Consider the following 24574-nt stretch of genomic DNA (forward strand, 5'->3'; position numbering starts at 1 on the left):
GCTGCCTCTATGCCAATGACCTCACGCCGGCACCAAAGCGTCCAACTCCGGCAGAAGCACGACGCTTTCCTGCTCGTTCGGATCGGTGCGCGCGATGATCGCCGTGCACGGCGTGCTGCTGAGGTTCGCCGGCAGGTGCGGCACGCCGGCCGGGATATAGAAAAGTTCGCCGGCATGGACGATAACGTGATGCTCGAGCCGATCTCCGTACCAGGTATGGGCCTCGCCGGAGAGCATGTAGATCGCCGTCTCGTGCGCCTCGTGCAGATGCGCCTTGGCGCGCACGCCGGGCGGGATCGTCAACAGATGCATGCAGATGCCCTTGGCGCCGACCGTTTCGGCGGCGATGCCTGCGAAATAGCTCAGCCCCTGCTTGCCGTCATAGGCATGATTGGGGCGAACGATGTGGCAGGTGGGCTTTGATGTCACGTCCATCCTCATCCTCCATGGAGTGTGTCGTCGATAAAACCGGCGGTAATAATAGCACGCAAACCGCGTTCCCGCGGCGAAAACAAGACTGGTCGCATTGATGCAAGCACCCTCCGTCGTATCCGCCAAGGATCTCTGTCTCACCTACCAGGCCAATGATGGCCCGGTGAGTGCACTGAGCAATGTCAATCTCGATGTCCGCAAGGGCGATTTCGTCTCTTTCATCGGCCCGTCGGGCTGCGGCAAGACCACCTTCCTGCGTGTCATCGCCGATCTCGAAAAGAGCACCTCGGGCGAGATCTCGATCAACGGTATGACGCCGGAGGAGGCGCGCAAGGCCCGCGCCTACGGCTATGTCTTCCAGGCGCCGGCGCTCTATCCCTGGCGCACCATCGAAAACAACATCGCCCTGCCCTTGGAGATCATGGGCTATTCCGGCGCCGACCGGACGCGGCGCATCGCCGAAGCGCTCGATCTCGTCAGTCTTTCGGGCTTCGAGAAGAAATTCCCCTGGCAGCTTTCCGGCGGCATGCAGCAGCGCGCCTCGATCGCCCGCGCACTCGCCTTCGACGCCGATCTGCTGTTGATGGACGAGCCCTTCGGCGCCCTGGACGAGATCGTCCGCGACCATCTGAACGAAGAGCTGCTGAAACTCTGGACCCGCACCAACAAGACGATCTGCTTCGTCACCCATTCCATCCCCGAGGCAGTCTACCTCTCGACCAAGATCGTGGTGATGTCTCCGCGCCCGGGCCGCGTGACCGATGTGATCGACTCGACTCTGCCGGCCGAACGACCGCTCGACATCCGCGAAACCCCCGAGTTCCTGGAGATCGCCCATCGCGTCCGCGAAGGGTTGAGGACGGGACACGCATGAGGAATAGGGGTTTGATTTCCAGGCTCAGCAGGCCAAACACCACATGGGAGCGAATCCTATGAAACCCGACACCTTCAAGGACAAGATCGTCCCCGTCACCACCATCCTGCTGGCCCTCGTCGTCATCTGGTATGTCGCCGCCATCCTCATGAACGCGCCGTTCCAGCGCGACATGGACGGCCGCGCCGGCGTCACACCTTCGACCCTCGAATTCATCGGCAAGACGCTGGCGCAGCCGAAGCCGATCCTGCCGGCGCCGCATCAGGTGGCGCAGAACGTCTACGAGAACACCTTCCTGCGCAGCCTTTCGAGCAACCGCAGCCTCGTCTATCACAGTTGGGTAACGCTCTCCTCCACCCTGCTCGGCTTCGGCTTCGGCATGCTGCTCGGCATCCTTCTCGCCGTGCTGATCGTCCATAACCGCGCCATGGACCGCTCGCTGATGCCCTGGCTGGTGGCGAGCCAGACCATACCGATCCTCGCCATCGCGCCGATGATCGTCATCATCTCCTATAACGTGCTGACCGGCGACAATGCCATTGCACATCTCCTCAATCTCGATTCCGACGCTTCCCGGCTCGTGTCGAAGGCGCTGATCTCCACCTACCTCTCCTTCTTTCCGGTCGCCGTCGGCATGGTGAAGGGGCTGCGTTCGCCTGAGATCATGCATCTCGACCTGATGCGCACCTATTATGCCAGCCCGATGCAGACTTTCTGGAAGCTGCGCGTTCCAGCCTCGATCCCTTTCCTCTTCACCTCGATGAAGGTTGCGATTGCCGCCAGCCTCGTTGGCGCCATCGTCGGTGAGTTGCCGACGGGGGCTGTCGCCGGCATCGGCTCGAAGCTGCTCGCCGGTTCCTATTACAGCCAGACCATCGATATCTGGGCGGCCCTCGTCGCCGGATCGCTGCTTGCCGGCATCCTGGTCGCGATCGTCGGTGTTGCGGCGAAAATCGTTGACCGCGCCATGGGCGGGAGGCCGGCATGAGACATCTGACCTTCTCCTGGCAAGCCGTGGTTGCTCTCCTCCTCTGCATCGGAGCACTGACGGCCCTGCCGCTCCTGGCCGACGGCGCGACGCGACCCCTCACCGATGGCACGGCAAGCCTCATTTTCATCATCGTCGTCGCGGCTGCCCTGCTGTCTCTAGCGCCGCAGCCGCCGGCCTATCGTGCCACCGTGCTGTTTATCGGCGCGCATGGGGCTGCCTGGATGCTGCTTTCGGCTCTTTCCGGCAACGAGGGCGCGGCGACGCGGGCTTTCTTCCTGCTGCTCTTCGCCTGCTGGCTGCTTGCCTGGCGATGTGTCACCGAGCTGTCGAAACTGCAGCCCGTCACCACTTCCGGCAAGTCAGCACTCCAGCTCCTGATCCCGGCGATCTTCGGCGCCTGGATCCTCATTCTCTGGGAGGCGGTCACACGTGGCGCCGGCGTTCCCTTCATCCTGCTGCCGCCGCCGAGCGCCATCGGCGCGCGGTTCATGGCATCGCTGCCGATCCTCGGCGCGGACGTCAGGCAGACGATCTTCAAGGCGGTGCTGATCGGTTATATCGTCGGCTGTCTCAGTGGCTTCGTCGTCGCGGTGCTGGCCGACCGCATCGCCTTCCTGCGCCGCGGCCTTCTGCCGATCGGCAACATGGTTTCAGCGTTGCCGATCATCGGCGTCGCCCCTGTCATGGTCATGTGGTTCGGCTTCGACTGGCCGTCGAAGGCCGCCGTCGTCATCATCATGACCTTCTTCCCGATGCTGGTGAATACCGTCGCCGGCCTTGCCGCCTCCGGCAGCATGGAGCGCGACCTGATGCGCACCTATGCCTCCGGCTATTGGCAAACGCTGCTGAAACTCAGGCTTCCGGCGGCAATGCCCTTCATTTTCAATGCACTGAAGATCAACTCGACGCTGGCGCTGATTGGTGCCATCGTTGCGGAATTCTTCGGGACGCCGATCGTCGGCATGGGCTTCCGTATCTCCACCGAGATCGGCCGCATGAATGTCGACATGGTCTGGGCGGAAATCGCCGTCGCGGCGCTGGCCGGCTCGATCTTCTATGGCATCATCGCCCTGACCGAACGGGCGGTGACGTTCTGGCATCCGTCTATCCGTGGTGGCTAGGCGCGCGCGGGCTCCAGAAACGGGTCCGGGCATAACTTCAGAGGGTAAGGATAAGAAAATGAGAAAGTTGATGGTTGCAATGATGGCGAGCGCGATGTCGCTCGCATCGGCCCATGCCATGGCCGCCGACAAGGTGGTGCTGCAGCTGAAATGGGTCACGCAGAGCCAGTTCGGCGGTTACTACGTCGCCAAGGAAAAGGGCTTCTATAAGGAAGAAGGCCTCGACGTCGACATCAAGCCGGGTGGCCCCGATATCGCCCCCGAGCAGGTGATCGCCGGCGGCGGCGCCGATGTCATCGTCGACTGGATGGGCGGCGCCCTGGTTGCCCGCGAAAAGGGCGTTCCGCTCGTCAACATCGCCCAGCCCTACCAGAAGGCGGGCCTGGAAATGGTCTGCCGCAAGGACGGCCCGGTCAAGACCGAAGCCGACTTCAAGGGCCACACGCTCGGCGTCTGGTTCTTCGGCAACGAGTATCCCTTCTTCGCCTGGATGAACAAGCTCGGCCTGTCCACAGAAGGCGGTCCGAACGGCGTCACGGTGCTGAAGCAGAGCTTCGACGTGCAGCCGCTTGTCCAGAAGCAGGCCGACTGCATCTCCGTCATGACCTATAACGAATACTGGCAGGCGATCGATGCCGGCTTCAAGCCGGAAGAACTGACGGTCTTCAACTACACTGAAATGGGCAACGACCTTCTCGAAGACGGCCTCTATGCGATGGAAGACAAGCTGAAAGACCCGGCCTTCAAGGAGAAGATGGTCAAGTTCGTCCGCGCTTCGATGAAGGGCTGGAAATATGCCACCGAGAATCCGGACGAAGCCGCCGAGATCGTCATGGACAATGGCGGCCAGGACGACAACCATCAGAAGCGCATGATGGGTGAAGTCGCCAAGCTGGTCGGCGACAGCTCCGGCAAGCTGGACGAGGCCCTCTATGCTCGCACGGCAAAGGCACTGCTCGACCAGAAGATCATCAGCAAGGAGCCGTCGGGCGCCTGGACGCACGACATCACCGACGCCGCTTCCAAATAATTTCGGCAGGATTGCGAAGCAAAACGCGCGGGAGATTTCTCGCGCGTTTTGTCTTTTTCTGGAGCATGATGCCGAAAAGTGTCCGCGGCATTCGGACGACATTCTCTATCTATTTGATTTAGATGATGATTCAGATTTCCGGTCGGTCGGCCTAAATCATCTGCATCCAACAACCGAAAAAAATGCCTTGCAACTGTCGCATTTATCGGGCGTCAAACGTCTTAGGGATGAGGCGCGATCAATCTTCGTAATGTTGACATAACCTTGCGGTGATTGATTGACGTCGGAATGGTAATTATTATCGCCTAATGGGGAATTGTTTTCTGCCGGACTTGTAGATCGAGCAAATCGATACCACCTACAAGCCGAATTTGCCGGCGAGGGATGAAGACGGCAAAGGATCGGCGGATACCTCTGAGAATGCAGGAAGGGCAGTGGCCTGATCGCGCGCTGAGTGGCAGACGCTCGAGTTCGGCCAACCTTATCACAAGATTGGACGAAGACGCATGGCACGCAAGCCGATTGGAATTCTAGGCGCCTCTACTCTTTTTGCAGCGGCACTTGCTGCATCCACCGCATTTTCGCAGGAGACGCCGGTCGCAAAGCCGCAGCAGAACCTGCCGGCGATCGTCGTCACCCAGGCGACGAACCGGACCCTCGTCGACCGCGTCATCGGCACGGGAACGGTCAAACCCGTCGAGGAAGTCTATATCCAGCCGCAGGTCGAAGGCCTCTCCATCCGCACGCTGAAGGCCGATGTCGGCGACAAGGTTGAGGCGGAAAGCACGCTGGCCACGCTGAACGACGACGCGCTGATCCTGGATCAGAGCCAGATGCTGGCGACGAGAGCCAAGGGTGAGGCAAGCCTTGCCCAGCTGCGCGCCCAGCTCATCGAGGCGCAGGCCAATGCCGAACAGGCAAGACAGCAGCAGGCCCGCGCCCAGGAAATGGGTAAGAAGGGCACGGTCTCCACCGCCCAGGTCGAACAGGCCGATGCGACTGCCGCCGCCGCCAATGCCCGCGTATCCTCCGCCGAACAGGCGATCGAAGTTTCCGTAGCCGATCTCAAGGTCTTCGACAGCCAGATCGCCGATGCCGATCTGAAACTGGCGCGCACCGATGTGAAGACACCGGTCTCCGGCACGATCTCGGCCAAGAACGCCAAGGTCGGCGCCATCGCCGCCGGCAACGGCGATCCGCTCTTCACCATCATTCGTAACGGCGATATCGAACTCGTTGCCGAAGTCGCCGAAAGCGACATCGTCAGGGTCATGGCCGGTCAGAAGGCGACGATTTCGCTCTCCGGCAGCCGCGAGAAGCTGTCCGGCTCCGTGCGCCTGGTCTCGCCGACCGTCGATCCGGTCACCCGCCTCGGGCTCGTCCATATCTCCATCGACGACGACAGCAAGGCGCGCTCGGGCATGTATGGCAGCGCCGAGATCATCGTGCGCGAGACTGAGGGCGTATCGCTTCCGCTGACCGCCGTACTGACCAGCAATGAAGGCTCCTCCGCTCGCAGGGTCGAGGATGGGGTGGTGAAATACGCCAAGGTCGAGACCGGCATCCAGGACGGTGCCTATGTCGAGATCGTCAATGGATTGAAGACCGGCGATGAGGTCGTGGCCAAGGCGGGCGCCTATGTCCGTGACGGTGACCACATCACTCCGGTGCGTGAACAGCCCCCGGCTTCCAACTAAAGAGACCATCCGATGAATTTTTCAGCCTGGTCCATTCGAAACCCCATCGCACCGCTGCTGGCCTTCTGCCTGCTGGTGTTCATCGGCATGCAGTCCTTCAACTCGCTGCCGATCACCCGCTTTCCCAACATCGACGTACCGCTGGTTTCGATCAGCGTGACTCAAAGCGGCGCTTCGCCTGCTGAACTCGAAATGCAGGTGACGAAGGAGATCGAAGACGCCGTCGCCTCGATCACCGGCATCGACGAGATCCAGTCGACGGTGACCGACGGCAGCTCGCAGACCAACGTCATGTTCCGCATGGAAGTGCCGACCGAACAGGCCGTGCAGGACACCAAGGACGCGATCGACCGCATCCGCAGCGATCTGCCGGCAAACGCCGAAGCACCGATCGTCTCCAAGGTCGATGTCGAAGGCCAGGCGATCCAGACCTTCGCCGTTTCCTCGCCTGCCCTGTCGCTGGAAGAACTCTCCTGGTTCGTTGACGACACGATCAAGCGTTCGCTGCAGGGCCAGGCCGGCATCGGCCGCGTCGACCGCTACGGCGGCGCCGAGCGCGAAGTGCGCATCGAACTCACCCCCGACAAGCTCAACGCCTATGGCATCACCGCCGCAAGCGTGAACGAGCAGCTGCGCGGCACCAACATCGATCTCGGCTCCGGCCGCGGCCAGGTGGCCGGCAGCGAACAGGCGATCCGCGTTCTGGGCGACGCCCGCAACGTCGCCGAGCTCGCCGACACGACGATCGCGCTGCCGAACGGCCGCTTCGTCAAGCTGTCCGATCTTGGTGTCATCAAGGACACCTATGAGGAGCCGAAGTCCTTCTCGCGCTTCAACGATACGCCCGTCGTCACTTTCGGCGTTTTCCGTTCCAAGGGTGCCAGCGAGGTCAGCGTCGCCGAAACCGTGGGCCAAAGCCTCGACAAGGTGCGGGCCGAAAACCCGAACGTGAAGATCGAACTGATCGACGATTCGGTTTATTTCACCTATGGCAACTACGAAGCCGCCATCCATACGCTGCTCGAAGGCGCGCTGCTCGCCGTTATCGTCGTCTTCCTGTTCCTCAGGAACTGGCGCGCGACGCTGATTTCGGCAATCGCCCTTCCCCTGTCCGCGATCCCGACCTTCTGGATCATGGACCTGATGGGCTTCTCGCTGAACCTCGTCAGCTTCCTCGCCTTGACGCTCGCGACCGGCATCCTCGTCGACGATGCGATCGTCGAAATCGAAAACATCGCCCGCCACATCAAGATGGGCAAGACGCCCTATCGAGCGGCGATCGAGGCCGCCGATGAAATTGGCCTTGCCGTCATCGCCACCACCTTCACCATTATCGCCGTCTTCGTGCCGGTTTCCTTCATGCCGGGCATTCCGGGCCAGTACTTCATCCAGTTCGGCCTGACCGTCGCCTTCTCCGTCTTCTTCTCGCTGATGGTCGCGCGCCTCATCACCCCGATGATGGCCGCCTATCTGATGCGCGCCGAAGACGGCATGGAAGATCATCACGACAATGACGGCCTGTTGATGCGCGGCTACACCCGTCTCATACGTGGCACGACGGGACGCTGGTACACGCGTTATGCGACGCTGATTGTCGCGTTCGCCTTCCTGGTCGGCTCCGTTATGTTGCTGATGCAGGTTCCCGGCAGCTTCCTGCCGCCGGAAGACGCTTCACGCATCGTTCTCTCCGTCGAACTGCCTCCCAATGCACGGCTTGACGACACCGAGAAGACGACGGATGCGATCTACGACAGGGTCAAGGACATTGACGGGGTCGATAGCGTCTTCGTTCTCGGCGGCGCATCGCCGAAGGGCGATCTCGAACTGCGCCGTGCGACCGTCACGCTGGCACTCGACAAGCTCGACCAATCGCTGGTCAAGAAGATGGTCAACGACGTGCTCGGCCATATCCCGGTCATCGGCCCGATGCTGCCGAAGGTGGAAGTCCACGGCCGCGAACGTCCGCAGTGGAATATCGAAAAGGAAGTCTTCGCCAAGCTGCACGACATTCCCGACGTCCATATCCTGAAGCTCAATGACCGCGGCGAACGCGACCTCTCCTTCAACTTCCTCTCCAAGAGTGACAAGGATCTGAACGACGCCATCGGTATTCTCGAAGCCAAGCTCCGCGCCGATCCGCTGCTTGCCAATGTCAGCGCCGACGGTGCCCTGCCCCGTCCGGAACTGCAGGTTCATCCGCGCAAGGATGAGGCGGCCCGCCTCGGCATCACGCCGCAGCAGATCTCCGAGACGATCCGCGTCGCCACCATCGGCGATGTCGACGCAGCCCTTGCCAAGATCTCGCTCGACGATCGCCAGATCCCGATCCGTGTCCAGACTTCACTCGACATGCGCCGCGATCTCGCAGCGATCCGGGCGCTGAAGATCCAGACCGCCAGCGGCGGCACCGTGCCGCTCGCAAGCGTCGCCAATATCGACTATTCGGAAGGCGTAAGCTCGATCAAGCGCAACAACCGCTACCGCGTCGTCTCGATCGGGTCCGACCTGCCGCAGGGCGTGGCGCTCGACACAGCTTCGGCCCGCTTCCGCGAGATCGTCAATGGGGCCAACATCCCCGCCACGGTGCACCTTGCCGAAAGCGGCGACACTAAGGTGCAGACCGAGATGCAGCAGAGCTTCGTCAACGCCATGCTGATGGGTCTCCTATTGGTGCTGACGGTGCTGATCCTGCTCTTTAAGGACGTGATCCAGCCCTTCACCATCCTGTTCTCGTTGCCGCTCGCCATTGGCGGCGTCGCAGCCGGCCTGCTCGTCACCAACAATCCGCTGTCGATGCCCGTCATGATCGGCATCCTGATGCTGATGGGTGTCGTCACCAAGAACGCGATCCTGCTCGTCGATTTCGCGATTGAGATGCGCCACCGGGGCATGCCTCGCGTCGAGGCCATGGTCGAAGCCGGCCGCAAGCGCGCCCGTCCGATCATCATGACCTCGATCGCCATGTCGGCCGGCATGCTGCCCTCCGCGCTCGGTGTCGGCGAAGGCGGCTCGTTCCGCGCGCCGATGGCGATTGCGGTGATCGGCGGCATCATCGTCTCGACCGTGCTCTCGCTCGTCGTCGTGCCCTCCTTCTTCCTGATCATGGACGATCTGTCCCGCCTGCTCGGCTGGGCTTTCGGCCGCCTGGTCGGCAGGAAGGACGAAGAGGAACTGCCGCTGTCGCGCGAGGATCTTACCCGCGTCACCCGCGAGAACAGCAGCGACATCGACTCGCTGGAAGAGCGCCTGACCGCGATCGAAAAGCCGGAAAGCAAACGCAAGAGCGCCAAGGGCAACGACACCAACGTGCTCCGCCTGCCGCCCTTCGCGGCGGAATAAGCAAAACCCAGGAAATGAACGGGCCGGGGGCGATCTCCCGGCCCGTTTCGTTTTTCGTTCATTTCCAACGCATGTCGCGCAAAAGTGTGCAGCGGTTTTTAGAGCATGATGCCGAAAAGTGTGAGCGGTTTTCGGACGACATCATGCTCTAATTCTTTGATTTTGATCCGGATGTTTTTAGGCCGATCCGGCCTAAATCCGGATCTAGAGCCCGCCCTGCTCCCTGAGGAAGCTGACGATCGAGCTGACGCCGTCGCCGCGCTTCATGTCGGAGAAGACGAAGGGGCGCGAAGCGCGCATGCGCGTCGCATCCCGGTCCATCACGTCGAGATCGGCACCGACATAGGGTGCCAGATCCTTCTTGTTGATGACGAGCAGGTCCGACCGGGTGATGCCGGGCCCGCCCTTGCGCGGGATTTCCTCGCCCTGACAGACGGAGATGACATAGATGGTGATATCGGCAAGATCAGGCGAAAAGGTCGCCGCCAGATTGTCGCCGCCGGATTCGATGAAGACGACGTCGAGATCGGGGATCCGCTGGTTGAGGCCGGCGATCGCCTGCAAATTGATCGTCGCATCCTCACGAATGGCGGTATGCGGGCAGCCGCCTGTCTCGACGCCGACGATGCGGTCCGAAGTCAATGCCTGCATCCGCACCAGCGCCTCGGCATCCTCGGTCGTATAGATATCGTTGGTGACGACGGCGACGGAATAGTCGTCGCGCATCGCCTTGCAGAGCTTTTCGGTCAGCGCCGTCTTGCCCGAGCCGACCGGCCCGCCGATGCCGACACGCAAAGGTCCGTTTCTTGATTTCATGTGCCTTACTCCAATCGAACCCCGATGATAACGAAGCCGCCCGCCCGCGCCACCGTCAAATGACTTAGAGCGCTTGTTTTTCTTCGAATCACGGAAGCGCTCTATCTTTTTGTTTTCACGCAATTCCGGACGCAAAACCGCTGCGCACTTTTGCTGGAATTGCTCTCGCCGCAGCGATAATTTCGGACAATCACGAGCGGAACAGCCGCGTCGCCTGCGTCTCGTGGCGCAGGCTGGCAATATCGGCCTGCACCGTCGCCGAACCCAGATCATCGAGCGTCGAGGTCGCCGCCCGCCGGGCGATCTCCGCGAGGTGCTCTTCGAGGCCGGCAAGCACGGCAACGCCACCCCTTTGCCCAGCGACGCCGAGGCGGATGCCTGATGAAACCGCTTGTGAGGCATAGGCATGCAAGAAGACGACGAGCGCCTTCTCAGGCCTGATACCGTGCGCGCCCGTCACCGCCCCGACCGCAATGGGATAAGCGACCTTGTCAGGTAGCCGCTCGAACACGCCGTCCGGCCAGGCCCGCGCCGCCGCGAGGAAAGCCTCGCCGAGCAGCATCGTTTCCTGATGCCTTTCGCGCGATCCGGCCAGCGCCTCAGCGAGTGCAGCGACTTCGGCAAGACGTGCGGGTTCTGCCTGTTGCCTGTGGCTTTCGGCCAGAAGCACCGCATCGTTCCAGACCGAACCGTTGCCGACCAAAGTGCCGATCCAGGCCGCAAGCGAGGTCGCATCCGTAACGAACCCGTCGGCTACCGCCCGCTCCAGCCCTCCCGAATAGGCAAAGCTACCGATCGGAAAGGCCGGTGAGAGCCATGCCGTCAGGCGCAGCAGTGCCTGCATCTCGCGATCCCTGGTCATCAAGGCTCAGTCGTGCTTGTGGTCCTGATGTCCGTGGACATGACCATGATCCTGCCCGTGGTCATGATCATGACCGCGATCGTGGCGGTGCTCATGCTCATGCTCGTAGCCATGTTCATGATCATGGTCATGGCCGTGATTATGATCAAGGTCGTGATCATGCCCGCGGTCATGATTGTGATCGTGATCATGCCCATGAGAATGCCCACCTTGGGAATGATAGGCCCCGCGCGCCGGCTGGAACGGCTCATCGATCTCGAGGACGACGGCGCCGAGGCCCTGCAGCATGGTGCGGATGACATGATCGCGCAGGATGACGATGCGGTCTTCCTCGATCTGGGCCGCAAGATGCCGGTTGCCGAGATGCCAGGCGAGCTCGACCAGATGCGTTCGGTCGCGTCCGCGAACCTCGAAGAGCTTCTCGTCGGCGGCGAGGATCTCGATCAGTTCACCGTCGTCGCGCACCAGCAGGTCGCCATTGGCGAAAAGCACCGGATCCTTGAGATCGAGCATGACCATTTCGCCATTTTCCAGATGCAGCAGTTTGCGGCGCAGATGGCGCAGATCATGCGGCAGCTTGACCTGGGCGATCGGATGGGAGGAAGGGGTTCCGGCGGGAAGATAAGAGGTGACGCGCTGCATGATATGTCCGTTTTGCTGAGAGGACGACCATGCAAAATAGCTCTTCCCGATGCAAGCACCAATGCCCTTTCGTCCGGGTGCGGCTTTTATATTCCGTAAGCCTGCATCACATTGTCGCTCTCCGGGCCTCTGTTCTCGCCATCGACGCCGTTGTCGACAAGCCCGTGCCAGGCGTGATGCAGACCTTCCCGTTCGTGGACGACGCGATTGCGCCCAAGTGCCTTGGCGAGATAGAGCGCCCGGTCGGCGGAGGCATAGGCCGCCTGCTTGGTGCGCCCGGCGACGAGATCGGCAACGCCGCCGGAAACGGTGATGCGGATATCGTGCCCCTCGGCTTTCATGGCGCCGCCGGCGATCCGGGCTCGGACGCTTTCGACGCGCTCCATACGCGCCTCGAGCGGCTCCCCGGAGACGATGACGCCGAACTCCTCCCCACCCAGCCGTGCGACGACGGACATCTCATCGAAGGCGGATGTCAGCATGGCCGAAACGGCGATGATGACGGCATCACCGCAGCCATGGCCGAAGCGGTCGTTGATCGTCTTGAAACGGTCGACGTCAAAAATGACCAGCGACGCGTTGCCATCGGTATTCTCAAGCGCCTCGGTAAAAGCGCGCCGGTTGAGCAGTCCGGAAAGCGTATCCGTGCGGCTGAGCTTTTCGAATTCCGCCCGCGAGAGCGCGAGATCGCGCATGGCAAAGCCGGCAAACAGCGAGAGCATGCCGGAAACGGTACCGCCGATCAGCCAGGAGAAGATCGCGCTGAAGCCGATTGCATGGGCGAGCGTCACCGGTAGAAGCCCGAGAAGATCGAGCGACGGCATCGTCAATGCGATAATGACTCCTGAGAGAATAACGGCAAGAAAAGCCATCTTCAGGGCGAAGACATAGACGTTCTTGCGGTATTGAAGATCGCCAAAATCGGCCTGCAGCGAAATCCAGTTTCTCATGAGAATCAACCTTCCTGCTCGGCGTTTCCAGGCATTGATAAGAGCCCAATTGCTGCGGGTGTCTTAATTGACTCGTTAAAATTCGAACGGTTTCGGACGTTTCGATGGACAGAATTTTTCTAGCAGGGGATGCAGCTTTCCAATCCCTGAATCGAACAGTGGGGAGAGACAGTTAAACGATTGATATAAAAGGGGTTTATCAAGCTTCCCGATGCAGCTGTTCCAGAATGGCTTAGCTTGAGAAAATACCGGGTTTTCCACCGATTTTTACAACCATATGGAGAGTGCTATTCACAATTCACTTTAAGAGCGGACCGGCCCGACGGCTGCTTCAATTGTAGACAGCAACAGACAATCGCAATGCTTGTGGAAGCGGGTTCCATATGCCGGTTCGAAGCCCAGCCGAGCGCAGGGCAGCGGCAGTCCAGGTGTTGCAGCCGAAGAGGGCGTTGAAGTATCCCCTGGCCTCGAAGAACCGGTCGATCTCGCCGTAACCCGCATCCGGAATCGGCACCACCGCGCCCGCGTCGCGGACGAAGCTCTCGGAGATAAAATCGCGCAGCTGCACCAATTGATCCTCACTGACATTGAATGCCGTAACGGTGGACTGCGGCTCCGTGATATGACCGGCAAGGTCCACATGCAGCACCGAACGGTCGATCGTCAGCGCGCGTAACACCGGCAGCGGCTTCAGCTCCGCCCATGTGGGAGTTTCCAGATAGAACGCACGACCGCCCCAGCCGATAATGAGCCACTCCGCATTCGGATGGCCGAGCGGAAAACCAGTATTGTCGAGGAAGGAAAAGGCCGCCCGCGTTTCCGCGTCGAGCGGAATGGCAATATCGGTATGGATCGGGCCCGACAGCACCAGAATCCGATGCGTCACTGCGGCAGACGACGCCTCGACCGGCGCAATCAACGGCCGGGGAATAAAGGTCCCACAGGCCGCCGAAAGCACAAGCAGAAATACGATCCGCAACAACCAGCGGATGCCTGTCCTCATAGGAACCGTCCGTCGCACATGGGCGCGGGCTTAGAACAGGAAATAGCGCTGCGCCATCGGCAGCAGCGTCGCCGGCTCGCATGTCAGCAATTCGCCGTTCGCCCTGACCTCGTAGGTCTCCGGATCGACCTCGATCTCGGGTGTCAGGTCGTTGTGGATCATCGATGCCTTGGAGATGCCGCCGCGCGTATTCTTCACCGCGACCAGTTCCTTGGCAACGCCGAGCCGTCCCTTCAGGCCGGCATCGAGCGAGGCCTGGCTGACGAAGGTGACGGAGGAATTGGTGAGGCTCTTGCCATAGGAGGCAAACATCGGCCGGTAGTGTACCGGCTGCGGCGTCGGGATCGAGGCGTTCGGATCACCCATCGGCGCGGCCGCGATCGACCCACCGAGCAGCACCATATCGGGCTTGACGCCGAAGAAGGCAGGATTCCACAGCACGAGGTCGGCGCGCTTGCCGACTTCGACCGAGCCGATCTCACGGCTGAGACCATGGGCGATCGCCGGATTGATCGTATATTTGGCGATATAGCGGCGGACGCGGAAATTGTCGTTGTCGCCCTTTTCCTCCTTCAGCCGGCCGCGCTGACGCTTCATCTTGTCGGCCGTCTGCCAGGTGCGGATCGCCACCTCGCCGACGCGGCCCATGGCCTGGCTGTCGGACGAGATGATCGAGAAGGCGCCGATATCGTGCAGGATGTCTTCGGCGGCGATCGTCTCCTTGCGGATCCGGCTTTCGGCAAAGGCGATATCTTCGGGGATCGACGGCGACAGATGGTGGCAGACCATCAGCATGTCGAGATGCTCGGCGATGGTATTGACCGTATAGGGACGCGTCGGATTGGTCGACGACGGGATGACGTTCGGCTGGCCGCAGATCTTGATGATGTCAGGCGCATGCCCGCCGCCGGCTCCTTCCGTGTGGAAGGCATGGATGGTGCGGCCCTTGATGGCGCCGATCGTATCCTCGACGAAGCCGCTTTCGTTCAGCGTATCGGTGTGGATCATCACCTGCACGTCGTATTCGTCGGCAACCGACAGGCAGCAGTCGATGGCGCCTGGTGTCGTGCCCCAATCCTCGTGCAGCTTCAGCGACGTGGCGCCGGCCAGCACCATTTCGGTCAGCGCCCCTGGCAGCGAGGCATTGCCCTTGCCGGCAAAGGCAAGGTTCATCGGGAAGGCGTCGGCCGCTTCGATCATGCGCGCGAGATGCCAGGGACCGGGCGTGCAGGTGGTGGCAAGCGTGCCGTGCGCCGGTCCCGTGCCGCCGCCGAGCATGCAGGTCATGCCGCTCATCAGCGCTTCCTCGATCTGCTGCGGTGCGATGAAATGGATATGGCTGTCCATACCGCCAGCGGTGACGATCTTGCCTTCAGCGGCGATCGCCTCCGTGCCGGGGCCGACGATGATGTTGACGCCCGGCTGCATGTCGGGATTACCGGCCTTGCCGATCGCAACGATACGCCCGTCCTTGAGGCCGATATCGGCTTTGTAGATGCCCGAATGATCGACGATCACCGCATTGGTGATGACCGTATCGACCGCGCCATCCGCCCGCGTCACCTGGCTCTGGCCCATGCCGTCGCGGATCACCTTGCCGCCGCCGAACTTCACCTCCTCGCCATAGGTGGTGAAATCTTTCTCGATCTCGATGAAGAGCTCCGTATCGGCAAGGCGCACCTTGTCGCCGGTGGTCGGTCCAAACATGCCGGCGTAGGCGGCGCGCGAGATCTTGTAGGGCATCTATCAGGCTCCTTGGGAGGAAGAGACGAGTGTTTCTCCGCCGAGCCGCTTGAGGCGGCCAGCGGCAATATAGCTATCGACAAGCTGTCGTTCGGCCGAAAACGGGTGCCATTCCCAGCCGACGTGGCCAAAGCCGGCAAGTGTCGCCTCGGCTTCGGCATATGTGTTCAGCACCTCGGCAATGACGATCATCCCGCTGCTCGGCACGACATAGGGCGAAGGAGCAAAGGCCGAAAGCGAGGCATCGACGGCCTCGTGAACCGCCTTGCCGATGACGACGTGCCTTTTGCCGGTGTCTGCGCAGAAGGCGCTGAACTCAGCGGTATAGTCGTCGCAGAAATCATCGAGTTCCGGATGAGAGACGGCAAGCGGCGCCCGCATCGCGGCGAATTTTTCCGGGTCGCGTACGCTCCAGATTTCGCCAGCCGAAACGACGCCCGGATGGGCCCGCCACTCACGCGAACCGACCATCGCCTTTGCCGGCCTGCCGGTATTGCAGACCGCGACGGCATCCGTGCGGCTGCCGCCGGCGCCATAGGAGCGGCAATCATTGAAGCGGATGACGATATCGGCGGCATCGATGATGCCAGCCCCGCCCTCCTCGATGTCGCCATTGCCGACGATCATGATTTTCCTGATCACCCTAGTTGCTCATCGTATCTTCGAGCTCTTTCAGCTCTTTCGTGCGTTTGTCCGTAATGTTGGCGAGACACCCCGCGACCAGCATCGGCTCCATCGTGCCGCCACGGGCCTGAAATCCAAAGGCGTCGCATTCGGCGTCACGATAGTCGATCCAGGCGCGCTGCGCCTTGACCAGCGCCTGCTCTGCGCCCTTCATGTCGCCATCCAGGTCCTTGTCGATCGCCGCCAGGGCGGCGCGCGTCTTCTTATACTGCGCATTCAGCGCCTTGTCGGCAGTCTCGTGGCGCGCCGCCTCGCAGCCAGTCATGTCCGATTGCGTCTTGGGATTGTTGCAATTCATATCCTGAGCAGAGGCAGCACCTGCCGTCAGCAGCATCGCCGCCCCGACGAGGCAGATATTCAAGCGCATGCACTTCTCCCGTATTTTGTTCTTAAAGCTCGCCCATCACCAGCTGACGGAAACCGTAGACCTCGCGCTTGCCGGAAAGCGGGATCAGCGTCACCGAGCGCGTCTGCCCCGGCTCGAAGCGCACCGCCGTCCCCGCCGGGATATCGAGCCGCTTGCCGTGTGCTACCGCGCGATCGAAGGAAAGCCCGGCATTGGTCTCGGCGAAATGATAGTGGCTGCCGACCTGCACAGGCCGATCGCCGGTATTGGAAACCTCCAGCGTCACCGTCGGCGCGCCGGCATTCAGTTCGATGTCGCCGCTTGCGGCAATGATCTCGCCTGGAATCATCTCGTCCTCCTTAAGCCGCCTTGGGCGCAGCCCTCGGCCTTCAGTACGCGCTTCGTCGATGCCGGATTTTTGGCGAGCATCACCGCCGGCCGAATAGGCCTGGCGGCGAGATTGCCCCCGCAGTTCGGGCAGACACCCTTCAGCACGCCGTCCACGCAATCGGCGCAGAAGGTGCATTCATAGGTGCAGATCCGTGCCTCAATGCTATCAGGCGGCAGATCCTTGTCGCAGCATTCGCAATTGGGCCTGAGCGCGAGCATTCTTCTCTCCTCAACGGATCGGCTCGTGCACGGTGACGAGCTTGGTTCCATCCGGGAACGTCGCCTCCACCTGCACGTCGTGGATCATCTCTGCAATCCCCTCCATCACCTGGTCGCGGCCGATCACATGGGCGCCTGCTTCCATCAACTCGGCAACCGGGCGGCCGTCGCGGGCGCCTTCGACGACGAAGTCGCTGATCAGCGCGATCGCTTCGGGATAGTTCAGCTTGACGCCGCGCTCCAGCCGCCGCCGCGCCACCATCGCCGCCATGGAAATCAACAGCTTGTCTTTTTCTCTCGGAGTGAGGTTCATCGCTTATCCATCTGCTTCATGCCTAGAACAGGATGATCCTGTTCTACATTAAAGAGTTAGAGCACGATGTCGCCCGAAAACCGCTCACACTTTTCGGCATCATGCTCTGGTTCATAGATTCCAGACTTTCGGCACAGGCGCACCATTGCGCAAGGCGGAAATGACGGGGATCAGGATTTTTCTGAGTGAGAAGCCGTCGGCTGCTGCAAGACGGACGACGAGCTTGCCATTCCAAGCGCTCGCACCGCCCATCGATCCTTCGACGAGCGGCCGGACCTTGCCGAGATAGGCTTCTGAAAGCGGCCCGGCATAAAGCAACGTCGCAAAGGCCACCTGCCCGCCGAGCACGGCCTGCCGCGCCGCCAGCGCCGCCACGCCTTCGGAAAGTCTGAGTTCTTCGGCGTGGATGAGTTGGCTCGAACGGCGGATGCGCCAGCGGTCGCGGAAGAGCCCTGATACCACCGCCTCACCCATAGCCTTGCGGCCGAGCAGCACGGCTTCGACGGCCAGAAATTCGGCGCTCTCGTCAAGATCGACATCCAGCCGGCGGAAAAGTGCGGCCCGGTCGAAGAGGATCGTTTCCTGCGGCAGCCAGTCGACGCGGGCTTGGGCTCCGACCTTGATGCTGGTCGCCACCTCGGCGATGCCGGCCGATGCCTTGTAGATCTTCTCGCAAGCCTGAGTGGTGACGTCGATGCGCGTGCCGGCGCCGGCATCAACGCTCCAATCCATCCGATCGCCGCCCGTCAGCCCGCCGGCGGTATTGATGATGACGGCTTCCATGGAGGCATCGAAGGTATCGGGCAGGCGGATTTTCGCTGCCCCCTCCTGATAGAGTTCACGGATGCGCGTGCGGCCATCGAACAGCTTTGCCGCCAGATGCCCGCGCCCTTCCGCTCTTTGCGGTCTCGTGCCTGCCGCCGCGATCGTCATATCGTCCCTTTCGGTCGCGCCCCTGGTTTTCATTCAAGCGCGTGGATAGCGGAAAGCAAGCAATTCCTATGCCGCCCCGAGCAGGCCTCTGGCGGCGGCGGACGGTTTTCCAGGCGCCGCGCCCTCTGCTGCAAAATGCGGCATCTGCCGGTCAGACAGTCAGATGGCGGCGGGCCTCTGGCGTATCCAGCGTCTCGGCAAGCCCTTCATGCACGATTTCGCCGCGGTCCATGATATAGACGTAGTCGGCAAGCTCGCGGCAGAAATCGAGATACTGCTCGACGAGCAGGATCGCCATGCCTGTGGAGTCGCGCAGATAGCGGATCGCCCGGCCGATATCCTTGATGATCGACGGCTGGATGCCTTCGGTCGGCTCGTCGAGCACGAGAATCCGAGGCCGCGTCACCATGGCTCGCCCGATCGCCAGCTGCTGCTGCTGCCCGCCAGAAAGATCGCCGCCGCGACGTGACAACATCGACTTCAGCACCGGGAAGAGACTGAAGATGTCATCGGGGATGTTGCGGTCGCGGCGGCCAAGCGGAGCAAAGCCGGTTTCGAGATTTTCCTTGACGGTGAGCAGCGGGAAGATTTCACGCCCCTGCGGCACATAGCCGATGCCCTGCTTGGCGCGGGCAAAGGGCGGCAGGCCGTTGAGCTTGGTATCATTGAAGGTGACGGTGCCGGCCGACAGCGGATGCTGGCCGGTAACGGCGCGCAGAAGAGAACTCTTCCCCACGCCGTTACGCCCCAGCACGCAGGTGATCTTGCCCATCTCCGCTTTGATCGAGATGCCGCGCAGCGCCTGAGCGGCGCCGTAGTGGAGGTTTGCGTTTTCGACTGTCAGCATGATGCGACATCCTTGTTTGCCGTGCCGGCGATGCGAGCACCCTCTTCTCCCCCGCGAGGAGAAGTGCCGAGCGCAGCGAGGCGATGAGGGGGCTGAGAAGCAACAGCGACGAGCACCTCGAGCGAAGGCGAAAGGTTATCAGCGGCGTGCCGTGCGGCCCCCGCATCCGACCCTTCGGTCCACCTTCTCCCCGCTGGGGAGAAGAGGGAATATGTCGCTCCCCTTTCAGACCAATCCAGAAACATCGACCGCATCATCACCGCCCCAAATAGTTCTCGATGACCTTCGGATCCGAACTCACAAAGTCGATCGAGCCTTCCGCCAACACCGATCCTTCAGCAAGGCAGGTCACCTTGACGCCGAGGTCTCGGATGAAACCCATGTCATGTTCGACGACGACGACTGACCGGGTTTTGGCGATATCCTTGAGCAGGATCGCAGTTTCCGCCGTCTCCGCATCGGTCATGCCGGCCACCGGCTCGTCGACGAGCAGGAGCTTCGGCTCCTGCGCCAGCAGCATGCCGATCTCCAGCCACTGCTTCTGCCCGTGCGAGAGATTGGCGGCGAATTCGTCGCGGCGATGCGTCAGCCGCACGGTTTCGAGGATTTCCTCGATGCGCGCCTTGTCCTCGCCAGAAAGCCGGTAGAACAGCGTCGAGAACACGCCGCGACGGCGGTTCAGCGCCAGCTCCAGATTGTCCCAGACCGTATGGCTCTCGAACACCGTGGGCTTCTGGAACTTGCGGCCGATGCCGAGCTGGGCGATATCGGCCTCGTCCTTCTTGGTGAGGTCAATCGTGCCGTTGAAGAAAACCTCGCCCTCGTCGGGCCTGGTCTTGCCGGTGATGATATCCATCATCGTCGTCTTGCCGGCGCCGTTCGGGCCGATGATGGCTCTGAGTTCACCGGGTTCGATGACGATCGACAGCGAATTCAGCGCCTTGAAGCCATCGAAGGAAACCGAGACGCCGTTGAGATAAAGTACGCTGTTGGGTTTGACGTCGGGGATCATGGTGCTCACTCCGCTGCCTGTATTTTCGGCTCGATGCCATCTTCCTGCACCGCCGGCGGAGCAGAATTGGAGACCTTCTTCCGCTTTCCGAGATATTGGGCGATCGTGCCGACGACGCCCTTGGGCAGGAACAGCGTGACGGCAACGAAGAGGCCGCCGAGCGCAAACAGCCAGAACTCCGGGAAGAGGCCGGTGAAGATCGTCTTGCCGCCGTTGACGAGGATCGCGCCGATGATCGGGCCGATCAGCGTCGCCCGCCCGCCGACAGCCGTCCAGATGACGACTTCGATCGAATTGGCAGGCGCGAATTCGCCGGGATTGATAATGCCGACCTGCGGCACGTAGAGCGCACCGGCAATACCAGCCATCATCGCCGAGACGACGAAAGTGAAGAGCTTGAAGTGCTCGACGCGGTAACCGAGAAAGCGGGTGCGGCTTTCCGCATCGCGCACGCCGACCAGCACCTTGCCGAACTTCGAGCGCACGATCGCCGAGGCGAGCAGCAGCGACAGAGCAAGGAAGATAGCCGTTGCCGCAAAGAGGACTGCACGCGTACCGTCAGCCTGGACGTTGAAACCGATAATGTCCTTGAAATCGGTAAGGCCGTTATTGCCGCCGAAGCCCATGTCGTTGCGGAAGAAGGCCAGCAGCAGCGCGTAGGTCATCGCCTGGGTGATGATCGAGAGATAGACGCCGTTGACGCGTGAGCGGAAGGCAAACCAGCCGAAGACGAAGGCGAGCAGGCCGGGCACGACGAGCACCATCAGCGCCGCAAACCAGAAATGGTTGAAGCCGTACCAGAACCAGGGCAGATCCTTCCAGTTCAGGAACACCATGAAGTCGGGCAGAACAGGGTCTCCGTAGCTGCCGCGCGTGCCGATCTGGCGCATCAGATACATGCCCATCGCATAGCCGCCGAGCGCAAAAAAGGCCCCGTGGCCGAGCGAGAGGATGCCGCAGAAGCCCCAGACGAGATCAAGCGCCAGCGCCAGCAGCGCATAGGTCAGATACTTGCCGAACAGCGACATGATATAAGTCGGCACGTGTAGCGGATTGGTCGGCCCCGTCATCAGGTTCAGGACCGGCACAAGGACGGCGACCAGAAGCAGGAGGGCGATGGCAATGACGATCTTGCGATCGAGTGATCGGAGAAGGAAGGCCGTTATCATGCTTCCACCGCCCTTCCTTTGAGTGCGAAGAGTCCGCGGGGACGCTTCTGGATGAAGAGAATGATGAGGACGAGCACCAGGATCTTGCCGAGCACGGCACCGGCGAAGGGCTCGAGGAACTTGTTGACGACGCCGAGCGACAGTGCACCGACCAGCGTACCCCAGAGATTGCCGACACCGCCGAAGACGACGACCATGAAGCTGTCGATGATGTAGGATTGACCGAGGTTCGGCGAGACATTGTCGATCTGGCTGAGCGCCACGCCGGCGATGCCGGCAATGCCCGAGCCGAGCGCGAAGGTGAAGGCATCGACCCAGCCGGTGCGGATGCCCATCGACGACGCCATGCGCCGGTTCTGCGTAACGGCACGCATCTGCAGGCCGAAGGCGGACCGCTTGAGCAGCAGAAGCAGCGCTACAAAGACCACCATCGAAAAGACGATGATCCACAGTCGGTTCCAGGTGATGGAGAGCCCGCCGAGATCGAAGACGCCGGACATCCAGGTCGGATTGCGGACCTCGCGGTTGGTCGGGCCGAAGATGCTGCGCACCGCCTGTTGCAGGATGAGCGACACGCCCCAGGTGGCGAGCAGCGTTTCGAGCGGCCGGCCGTAGAGATAACGGATGACGGCGCGCTCGATCACCAGGCCGACGAAGCCGGTAAAGACGAAGGCCGCAGGCACGGCAAAGGCCAGCGAATAATCGGCAAGTTCAGGAAAGGCGGAGGTGATGTATTCCTGCACCACATAGGTGGTGTAGGCGCCGATCATCACCATTTCGCCATGCGCCATGTTGATGACGCCCATGACGCCGAAGGTGATGGCAAGGCCGATCGCGGCAAGCAGCAGCACCGAGCCGAGAGACAATCCGTACCAGATGTTCTGGACGATATCCCACAGCGCCAGGCTGCGATTGATGGAGCTGATATCCGCCTGGATCGCCGGCTTCAGGTCGTCAGGCGCGGTTTCGAGTGTGGTCGTGAGGATGGTCAGCGCATCGCGATTGCCGCGCGCCGCGATCGTATCGATCGCAGCCTTCTTGTCTTCGACGCTCGCATCCGTCTTGAGCAGCAACACTGCGCGGGCCGCTTCCATCGTATTCTTGATCTCAGCGTCCTTTTCGGCCGCAAGCGCCGAGTTCAGCAGGTCGAGATTGGCGGGATCGGCATCCTTCAGAAGGCCCTGCGCTGCGGCAAGCCGCGCGGAACGGTCCGGGCTCATCAGCGTCAACTGGCTGGTGGCGGCGCCGATGACGCCGCGAAGCGCGTTATTGATCTTGACCTTCGTCATCAGATCCGGATCGACATCGGCAGCGGCTTCGCCGGTGATCGGATCGGAATAAGTCGGTTCGTCATCGGTACCGCCCTGGAGAAGAACGGGTCCGCCATCGGAATTGACGTAGAGAAGGCCGTCGCTCAACTGCTGCAGGATCTGGCTGACATGCTGGTCCTTGGAAGCGACCAGCGCTTTGATGGCCGCTTCTCGTTCCGGGAAGTCGCCGACGCCGAGCGCGTCGATAAGCACGTGGATATCGTCCTGGGCCTGGACTTCGCTCGAGATTATCACGCCCGAAAATGTCAGGCCCGAAAATGTCAGGCAAACCGTGATGAGGAAAATCTTTATGGCGCGATACATCGGCTTTCTCGCCCTTGATAGTGTTGGCCTCGCGGCGCAATCGCTGGGACGGAGCTTCCGCCCGGGATCAAACCCGGACGGAATCCTTCAGGCAATCATCGGATCGGGGTCGTACTCAGGAGCCCTTGCCACCGCACTTGCCCGTAGCGACGTTGAAGTTGCCGCAGGACATCGGCTTGCGCCAATCGGAGATCAGATCCTTGGAGTCAGGCAGGAAATCTGACCATTCGTCGCCGACGACGGCAGGTGTCTGTTGGACGATTTCGAACTGGCCGTCGGCCTGGATTTCACCGATCAGCACCGGCTTGGTGATGTGGTGGTTCGGCATGACGGTCGCATAACCGCCGGAGAGGTTCGGAACGCTGACGCCGATGATGGTGTCGAGAACCTTGTCGGTATCGGTCGTGCCGGCAGCCTGGACGGCCTTAACCCATGCATTGAAGCCGATATACGCAGCTTCCATCGGGTCGTTCGTCACGCGCCTGTCGTTCTTGGTGAAAGCGTGCCAGTCCTTGATGAACTTCTTGTTGGCAGGGCTTTCGACCGACTCGAAGTAGTTCCAGGCAGCGAGATGGCCGACCAGCGGCTTGGTGTCGAGGCCGGCAAGCTCTTCTTCGCCAACCGAGAAGGCGACGACGGGGATGTCGGTTGCCTTGATGCCCTTGTTGCCCAGTTCCTTGTAGAACGGAACGTTGGCATCGCCGTTGATCGTAGAGACGACGGCGGTCTTCTTGCCGGCCGAACCGAATTCCTTGATCTTGGAAACTTCGGTCTGCCAGTCGGAGAAGCCGAACGGCGTGTAGTTGGTCATGATGTCTTCTTTCGGAATACCCTTCGAAATCAGGTATGCCTCGAGAATCTTGTTGGTCGTGCGCGGATAAACATAGTCCGTACCTTCGAGAACGAAGCGCTTGACGCCTTCTTTTTCCATCAGGTAGTCGACGGCAGGAATGGCCTGCTGGTTCGGAGCAGCACCGGTGTAGAAGATGTTGCGCGAGGACTCTTCGCCTTCATACTGGACCGGGTAGAAGAGGATCGAGTTGGTCTCTTCGAAAACCGGCAGAACGGACTTGCGTGACGAGGACGTCCAGCAACCGAAGACGGCGGCAACCTTGTCCTTCTGGATCAGCTCACGTGCCTTTTCGGCAAACAGCGGCCAGTCGGAAGCCGGGTCGACGACGACGGCCTCGAGCTTCTTGCCGAGAAGGCCGCCCTTCTTGTTCTGCTCGTCGATGAGCATCAGCATGGCGTCCTTGAGCGTCGTCTCGGAGATGGCCATGGTGCCGGAGAGCGAGTGCAGAATGCCGACCTTGATCGTGTCATCGGCGGCAACTGCACCGCTAAAGGCGGCCGACGCCGCCATGATGGCGCCGAGCGCTGCGCCCGTAATAGTGGATTTGAGATTCATCTGGTTGAACTCCCCTCTTCTTGTTCCGCAACAGACCGGAAACGGAGATTAACTGTTGCTTAGAGAACTATCGGGTGCTGCAGCGCGAAAACACATACGTCGATTGACGTAGGCGCGGG

24 protein-coding genes are annotated in these 24574 nt (G+C 61.3%); 6 read left to right on the forward strand and 18 right to left on the reverse strand.

The features are described 5' to 3' along the window. Nucleotides 1-21: 21 nt before the first annotated feature. Nucleotides 22-435, reverse strand: a complete 414-nt coding sequence (locus J3P73_RS19175) for a cupin domain-containing protein (RefSeq protein WP_018073737.1) — start codon at nt 433-435, stop codon at nt 22-24. Nucleotides 436-529: 94 nt separating this feature from the next. Here J3P73_RS19175 and J3P73_RS19180 point away from each other — a divergent pair, with 94 nt between their 5' ends. The 6 genes from J3P73_RS19180 (at nt 530) to J3P73_RS19205 (ending at nt 9484) form a co-directional block, all read left to right on the forward strand. Then, nucleotides 530-1306 carry an ABC transporter ATP-binding protein gene (locus J3P73_RS19180; RefSeq protein ID WP_020397631.1) on the forward strand — a complete coding sequence of 259 codons (777 nt, stop codon included), beginning with the start codon at nt 530-532 and terminating at the stop codon, nt 1304-1306. A gap of 58 nt (nt 1307-1364) precedes the next feature. Further along, entirely contained in the window at nt 1365-2294 is a 930-nt protein-coding gene (locus tag J3P73_RS19185) for an ABC transporter permease (protein ID WP_018073736.1), read from the forward strand. Next, nucleotides 2291-3418 carry an ABC transporter permease gene (locus J3P73_RS19190; RefSeq protein WP_024319385.1) on the forward strand — a complete coding sequence of 376 codons (1128 nt, stop codon included), beginning with the start codon at nt 2291-2293 and terminating at the stop codon, nt 3416-3418. Before J3P73_RS19185 ends, J3P73_RS19190 begins: the two co-directional genes overlap by 4 nt. Before the next feature lie 58 nt (nt 3419-3476). Then, complete coding sequence (locus tag J3P73_RS19195; RefSeq protein WP_018073734.1) at nt 3477-4448, forward strand: ABC transporter substrate-binding protein; 972 nt, start codon at nt 3477-3479, stop codon at nt 4446-4448. A gap of 506 nt (nt 4449-4954) precedes the next feature. After that, entirely contained in the window at nt 4955-6145 is a 1191-nt protein-coding gene (locus J3P73_RS19200; RefSeq protein WP_130662095.1) for an efflux RND transporter periplasmic adaptor subunit, read from the forward strand. 12 nt (nt 6146-6157) lie between these two features. Next, nucleotides 6158-9484 (forward strand): efflux RND transporter permease subunit, encoded by a 3327-nt coding sequence (locus J3P73_RS19205; protein WP_018073732.1) that lies wholly within the window; start codon nt 6158-6160, stop codon nt 9482-9484. A 204-nt stretch (nt 9485-9688) separates the two neighbouring features. On the opposite strand, the gene ureG is transcribed toward J3P73_RS19205, so the two are convergent. From ureG to urtA, 17 genes are all read right to left on the reverse strand, one after another. Next, nucleotides 9689-10300, reverse strand: a complete 612-nt coding sequence (ureG, locus tag J3P73_RS19210) for an urease accessory protein UreG (protein ID WP_017965817.1) — start codon at nt 10298-10300, stop codon at nt 9689-9691. A gap of 190 nt (nt 10301-10490) precedes the next feature. Next, the gene (locus J3P73_RS19215; protein ID WP_018073730.1) at nt 10491-11162 is read right to left on the reverse strand and encodes an urease accessory protein UreF; all 672 of its coding nucleotides are present in this window, start codon (nt 11160-11162) and stop codon (nt 10491-10493) included. Between the two features lie 6 nt (nt 11163-11168). Continuing rightward, the gene (ureE, locus tag J3P73_RS19220; RefSeq protein ID WP_018073729.1) at nt 11169-11804 is read right to left on the reverse strand and encodes an urease accessory protein UreE; all 636 of its coding nucleotides are present in this window, start codon (nt 11802-11804) and stop codon (nt 11169-11171) included. An 86-nt stretch (nt 11805-11890) separates the two neighbouring features. Further along, nucleotides 11891-12754 carry a GGDEF domain-containing protein gene (locus tag J3P73_RS19225; protein WP_018073728.1) on the reverse strand — a complete coding sequence of 288 codons (864 nt, stop codon included), beginning with the start codon at nt 12752-12754 and terminating at the stop codon, nt 11891-11893. A gap of 331 nt (nt 12755-13085) precedes the next feature. Continuing rightward, nucleotides 13086-13757, reverse strand: a complete 672-nt coding sequence (locus tag J3P73_RS19230; protein WP_130692489.1) for a TIGR02117 family protein — start codon at nt 13755-13757, stop codon at nt 13086-13088. A gap of 30 nt (nt 13758-13787) precedes the next feature. Further along, nucleotides 13788-15500 (reverse strand): urease subunit alpha, encoded by a 1713-nt coding sequence (ureC, locus tag J3P73_RS19235; RefSeq protein WP_018481688.1) that lies wholly within the window; start codon nt 15498-15500, stop codon nt 13788-13790. A gap of 3 nt (nt 15501-15503) precedes the next feature. Continuing rightward, entirely contained in the window at nt 15504-16127 is a 624-nt protein-coding gene (locus J3P73_RS19240) for a hypothetical protein (protein ID WP_024319379.1), read from the reverse strand. A gap of 16 nt (nt 16128-16143) precedes the next feature. Further along, nucleotides 16144-16551, reverse strand: coding sequence for a lysozyme inhibitor LprI family protein (locus J3P73_RS19245; RefSeq protein ID WP_018073724.1), 408 nt, complete (start codon nt 16549-16551; stop codon nt 16144-16146). Nucleotides 16552-16573: 22 nt separating this feature from the next. Then, nucleotides 16574-16879, reverse strand: a complete 306-nt coding sequence (locus tag J3P73_RS19250; protein WP_024319378.1) for an urease subunit beta — start codon at nt 16877-16879, stop codon at nt 16574-16576. Beyond that, a complete protein-coding gene (locus J3P73_RS19255) occupies nt 16876-17139 on the reverse strand; it encodes a DUF1272 domain-containing protein (RefSeq protein ID WP_130692491.1) in 264 nt (87 codons plus the stop codon). Before J3P73_RS19255 ends, J3P73_RS19250 begins: the two co-directional genes overlap by 4 nt. A 10-nt stretch (nt 17140-17149) precedes the next feature. Next, nucleotides 17150-17452, reverse strand: coding sequence for an urease subunit gamma (locus tag J3P73_RS19260; RefSeq protein ID WP_003561955.1), 303 nt, complete (start codon nt 17450-17452; stop codon nt 17150-17152). A gap of 111 nt (nt 17453-17563) precedes the next feature. Further along, complete coding sequence (locus J3P73_RS19265; RefSeq protein WP_020051339.1) at nt 17564-18385, reverse strand: urease accessory protein UreD; 822 nt, start codon at nt 18383-18385, stop codon at nt 17564-17566. 151 nt (nt 18386-18536) lie between these two features. Further along, the gene (gene urtE / locus J3P73_RS19270; protein ID WP_003542323.1) at nt 18537-19232 is read right to left on the reverse strand and encodes an urea ABC transporter ATP-binding subunit UrtE; all 696 of its coding nucleotides are present in this window, start codon (nt 19230-19232) and stop codon (nt 18537-18539) included. 256 nt (nt 19233-19488) lie between these two features. Next, nucleotides 19489-20244 carry an urea ABC transporter ATP-binding protein UrtD gene (gene urtD / locus J3P73_RS19275; RefSeq protein WP_020397630.1) on the reverse strand — a complete coding sequence of 252 codons (756 nt, stop codon included), beginning with the start codon at nt 20242-20244 and terminating at the stop codon, nt 19489-19491. Nucleotides 20245-20249: 5 nt separating this feature from the next. Next, the gene (gene urtC, locus J3P73_RS19280) at nt 20250-21413 is read right to left on the reverse strand and encodes an urea ABC transporter permease subunit UrtC (RefSeq protein WP_018073720.1); all 1164 of its coding nucleotides are present in this window, start codon (nt 21411-21413) and stop codon (nt 20250-20252) included. Further along, the gene (gene urtB / locus J3P73_RS19285; protein ID WP_018073719.1) at nt 21410-23047 is read right to left on the reverse strand and encodes an urea ABC transporter permease subunit UrtB; all 1638 of its coding nucleotides are present in this window, start codon (nt 23045-23047) and stop codon (nt 21410-21412) included. The genes urtC and urtB overlap by 4 nt, the downstream gene beginning before the upstream one ends. A gap of 115 nt (nt 23048-23162) precedes the next feature. After that, on the reverse strand, nt 23163-24455 hold the full coding sequence (urtA, locus tag J3P73_RS19290) for an urea ABC transporter substrate-binding protein (protein ID WP_207579684.1): 1293 nt from the start codon (nt 24453-24455) through the stop codon (nt 23163-23165). Nucleotides 24456-24574: the final 119 nt, after the last annotated feature.

It is taken from the genome of Rhizobium ruizarguesonis (assembly GCF_017357285.1).
GTDB lineage: Bacteria > Pseudomonadota > Alphaproteobacteria > Rhizobiales > Rhizobiaceae > Rhizobium > Rhizobium ruizarguesonis.

What these genes read in the sequence shown, in the direction of transcription:
- J3P73_RS19175 (WP_018073737.1), bottom strand. Translation starts at nt 435, where the DNA reads ATGGACGTGACATCAAAGCCCACCTGCCACATCGTTCGCCCCAATCAT.
- J3P73_RS19245 (WP_018073724.1), bottom strand. Translation starts at nt 16,551, where the DNA reads ATGCGCTTGAATATCTGCCTCGTCGGGGCGGCGATGCTGCTGACGGCA.
- J3P73_RS19215 (WP_018073730.1), bottom strand. Translation starts at nt 11,162, where the DNA reads ATGACCAGGGATCGCGAGATGCAGGCACTGCTGCGCCTGACGGCATGG.
- urtD (WP_020397630.1), bottom strand. Translation starts at nt 20,244, where the DNA reads ATGATCCCCGACGTCAAACCCAACAGCGTACTTTATCTCAACGGCGTC.
- J3P73_RS19200 (WP_130662095.1), top strand. Translation starts at nt 4,955, where the DNA reads ATGGCACGCAAGCCGATTGGAATTCTAGGCGCCTCTACTCTTTTTGCA.
- urtC (WP_018073720.1), bottom strand. Translation starts at nt 21,413, where the DNA reads ATGATAACGGCCTTCCTTCTCCGATCACTCGATCGCAAGATCGTCATT.
- J3P73_RS19265 (WP_020051339.1), bottom strand. Translation starts at nt 18,385, where the DNA reads ATGACGATCGCGGCGGCAGGCACGAGACCGCAAAGAGCGGAAGGGCGC.
- urtE (WP_003542323.1), bottom strand. Translation starts at nt 19,232, where the DNA reads ATGCTGACAGTCGAAAACGCAAACCTCCACTACGGCGCCGCTCAGGCG.
- J3P73_RS19260 (WP_003561955.1), bottom strand. Translation starts at nt 17,452, where the DNA reads ATGAACCTCACTCCGAGAGAAAAAGACAAGCTGTTGATTTCCATGGCG.
- J3P73_RS19225 (WP_018073728.1), bottom strand. Translation starts at nt 12,754, where the DNA reads ATGAGAAACTGGATTTCGCTGCAGGCCGATTTTGGCGATCTTCAATAC.
- urtA (WP_207579684.1), bottom strand. Translation starts at nt 24,455, where the DNA reads ATGAATCTCAAATCCACTATTACGGGCGCAGCGCTCGGCGCCATCATG.
- J3P73_RS19185 (WP_018073736.1), top strand. Translation starts at nt 1,365, where the DNA reads ATGAAACCCGACACCTTCAAGGACAAGATCGTCCCCGTCACCACCATC.
- urtB (WP_018073719.1), bottom strand. Translation starts at nt 23,047, where the DNA reads ATGTATCGCGCCATAAAGATTTTCCTCATCACGGTTTGCCTGACATTT.
- J3P73_RS19190 (WP_024319385.1), top strand. Translation starts at nt 2,291, where the DNA reads ATGAGACATCTGACCTTCTCCTGGCAAGCCGTGGTTGCTCTCCTCCTC.
- J3P73_RS19240 (WP_024319379.1), bottom strand. Translation starts at nt 16,127, where the DNA reads ATGATCGTCGGCAATGGCGACATCGAGGAGGGCGGGGCTGGCATCATC.
- ureE (WP_018073729.1), bottom strand. Translation starts at nt 11,804, where the DNA reads ATGCAGCGCGTCACCTCTTATCTTCCCGCCGGAACCCCTTCCTCCCAT.
- J3P73_RS19195 (WP_018073734.1), top strand. Translation starts at nt 3,477, where the DNA reads ATGAGAAAGTTGATGGTTGCAATGATGGCGAGCGCGATGTCGCTCGCA.
- ureG (WP_017965817.1), bottom strand. Translation starts at nt 10,300, where the DNA reads ATGAAATCAAGAAACGGACCTTTGCGTGTCGGCATCGGCGGGCCGGTC.
- J3P73_RS19205 (WP_018073732.1), top strand. Translation starts at nt 6,158, where the DNA reads ATGAATTTTTCAGCCTGGTCCATTCGAAACCCCATCGCACCGCTGCTG.
- J3P73_RS19230 (WP_130692489.1), bottom strand. Translation starts at nt 13,757, where the DNA reads ATGAGGACAGGCATCCGCTGGTTGTTGCGGATCGTATTTCTGCTTGTG.
- J3P73_RS19255 (WP_130692491.1), bottom strand. Translation starts at nt 17,139, where the DNA reads ATGCTCGCGCTCAGGCCCAATTGCGAATGCTGCGACAAGGATCTGCCG.
- J3P73_RS19180 (WP_020397631.1), top strand. Translation starts at nt 530, where the DNA reads ATGCAAGCACCCTCCGTCGTATCCGCCAAGGATCTCTGTCTCACCTAC.
- ureC (WP_018481688.1), bottom strand. Translation starts at nt 15,500, where the DNA reads ATGCCCTACAAGATCTCGCGCGCCGCCTACGCCGGCATGTTTGGACCG.
- J3P73_RS19250 (WP_024319378.1), bottom strand. Translation starts at nt 16,879, where the DNA reads ATGATTCCAGGCGAGATCATTGCCGCAAGCGGCGACATCGAACTGAAT.